1 protein-coding gene and 1 pseudogene are annotated in these 2,864 nt (G+C 68.6%); both read right to left on the bottom strand.

Translation table 11 applies throughout. The features are described from left to right. Positions 1 to 1,070 (bottom strand): annotated as a pseudogene (locus PKA89_RS20205) (DNA-directed RNA polymerase subunit beta'); the annotation flags it as partial. 99 nt (positions 1,071 to 1,169) lie between these two features. Next, positions 1,170 to 2,864, bottom strand: a 1,695-nt coding sequence (locus PKA89_RS20200; protein WP_324422659.1) for a DNA-directed RNA polymerase subunit beta, incomplete at its 5' end; no start/stop codon positions are given.

Raw genomic sequence — 2,864 nt, 5'->3', positions numbered from 1 at the left:
AGCCGCTTGAGGCGGTTGTTGCGGTTGATGACGCGGCGGTAGAGGTCGTTGAGGTCGGAGGTCGCGAAGCGGCCACCGTCGAGCTGCACCATCGGGCGCAGGTCCGGCGGGATGACCGGGATCGCGTCGAGGACCATGCCGGCCGGCTGGTTGGTCGTCGTCTGGAACGCGGAGACGACCTTGAGCCGCTTGAGGGCACGCGTCTTGCGCTGGCCCTTGCCGGTGGCGATGATCTCGCGCAGGTTCTCGGCCTCGGCCTCGAGGTCGAAGGTCTCGAGGCGCTTCTGGATCGCCGCGGCGCCCATCCCGCCCTCGAAGTACAGACCGAAGCGGTCGCGCATCTCGCGGTAGAGGACCTCGTCGCCCTCGAGGTCCTGGACCTTGAGGTTCTTGAAGCGGTCCCAGACCTGCTCGAGGCGCTCGACCTGCTGGTCGGCCCGGCGGCGGATGGCGTTCATCTCGCGCTCGGCGGAGTCGCGGACCTTGCGCTTGGCGTCGGACTTGGCGCCCTCGGCCTCGAGGGCGGCGATGTCGTCCTCGAGCTTCTTGGCCCGGGTCTCGACGTCGGCGTCACGCCGGTTCTCGATCTCCTTCTTCTCGACCTGGATCTGCGCCTCGAGCGACGGGAGGTCGGCGTGCCGCTGGTCCTCGTCGACGTGCGTGATCATGTACGCCGCGAAGTAGATGACCTTCTCGAGGTCCTTCGGGGCGAGGTCGAGCAGGTACCCGAGGCGGCTCGGGACACCCTTGAAGTACCAGATGTGGGTGACGGGAGCGGCGAGCTCGATGTGGCCCATCCGCTCACGACGCACGGCGGCGCGGGTCACCTCGACGCCGCAGCGCTCGCAGATGATGCCCTTGAAGCGGACCCGCTTGTACTTGCCGCAGGCGCACTCCCAGTCCCGGGTCGGACCGAAGATCTTCTCGCAGAAGAGGCCGTCCTTCTCGGGCTTGAGGGTGCGGTAGTTGATCGTCTCGGGCTTCTTGACCTCACCGTGGCTCCAGGCACGGATGGAGTCGGCCGTCGCGAGGCCGATCCGGAGCTCGTCGAAGAAGTTGACGTCGAGCACGTGGTTCCTTCTTTCGTTACTTGCGCAGTCTGTGGTCTGTCAGGTGGTGTCGGCCGGGCGGTGGGCCGGGACGCCTCGCGGCGTCCCGGCCGCCACCTGTCAGACCTCTTCGACGCTGCTCGGCTCGCGCCGGGACAGGTCGATGCCGAGCTCCTCGGCGGCACGGAAGACGTCGTCCTCCGCCTCGCGCATCTCGATGGTGGAGCCGTCGCTCGACAGCACCTCCACGTTGAGGCAGAGGCTCTGCATCTCCTTGATGAGCACCTTGAAGGACTCGGGGATGCCGGGCTCGGGGATGTTGTCGCCCTTGACGATCGCCTCGTACACCTTGACGCGTCCGTTGACGTCGTCGGACTTGATCGTCAGCAGCTCCTGGAGCGCGTAGGCCGCGCCGTACGCCTCGAGAGCCCAGACCTCCATCTCACCGAAGCGCTGGCCACCGAACTGGGCCTTACCGCCGAGCGGCTGCTGGGTGATCATCGAGTACGGACCCGTGCTGCGCGCGTGGATCTTGTCGTCCACGAGGTGGTGCAGCTTGAGGATGTACATGTAGCCCACCGACACCGCCTCCGGGAACGGCTCGCCGGAGCGGCCGTCGAAGAGGCGGGCCTTGCCGGTGCCGTCGATGAGACGGACGCCGTCGCGGGTGGGCCGGGTGCTGTCGAGGAGACCGACGATCTCGTTCTCGCGGACACCGTCGAAGACCGGCGACGCGACCCGGGTGCCGGCCGGTGCCTCACGGGCGTCGTCCGGGACGAGCTCGGCCCACTCCGGCGTGCCCTCGATCTCCCAGCCGCGGCTGGCGGCCCAGCCGAGGTGCAGCTCGAGGATCTGGCCGACGTTCATGCGGCCGGGGACACCGAGCGGGTTGAGCACGACGTCGACGGGGGTGCCGTCCTCGAGGAAGGGCATGTCCTCGACCGGGAGGATCTTGGAGATGACGCCCTTGTTGCCGTGCCGGCCGGCGAGCTTGTCGCCGTCGGTGATCTTCCGCTTGTTCGCGACGTAGACGCGGACCAGCTGGTTGACGCCCGGCGGCAGCTCGTCGCCCTCGTCCTTGTCGAAGACCTTGACGCCGATGACGGTGCCGGTCTCGCCGTGGGGGACCTTGAGGGAGGTGTCGCGGACCTCGCGCGCCTTCTCACCGAAGATCGCGCGGAGCAGGCGCTCCTCGGGGGTCAGCTCGGTCTCGCCCTTGGGCGTGACCTTGCCGACGAGGAGGTCGCCGTCGCGGACCTCGGCACCGATCCGGATGATGCCGCGCTCGTCGAGGTCGGCGAGGACGTCCTCGCTGACGTTCGGGATGTCGCGGGTGATCTCCTCGGGGCCGAGCTTGGTGTCGCGGGCATCGACCTCGTGCTCCTCGATGTGGATCGAGGAGAGGACGTCGTCCTGGACCAGCCGCTGGCTGAGGATGATCGCGTCCTCGTAGTTGTGGCCCTCCCACGGCATGAACGCGACGAGCAGGTTGCGCCCGAGCGCCATCTCGCCACCGTCGGTCGCGGGACCGTCGGCGATGAGCTGGCCGGCCTCGAGCCGCTGGCCCTCGTCGACGCGCACGACCTGGTTGTAGCTGTTGCCCTGGTTCGAGCGGTCGAACTTCGCGATCCGGTAGGTGCGCGAGGTGCCGTCGTCGGCGGCGACCGTCACGAGGTCGGCGGAGACCTCGGTGACGACACCGGCCTTCTCGGCGACGACGACGTCACCGGAGTCGACGGCGGCGCGGTACTCCATGCCGGTGCCGACGAGCGGCGCCTCGGCCCGCACGAGCGGGACCGCCTGGCGCTGCATGTT

The sequence above is a fragment of the Phycicoccus sp. genome (assembly GCF_035325325.1).
Taxonomy (GTDB): Bacteria; Actinomycetota; Actinomycetes; order Actinomycetales; family Dermatophilaceae; genus Phycicoccus.
This window is presented reverse-complemented; position numbering and strand designations above follow the sequence as displayed.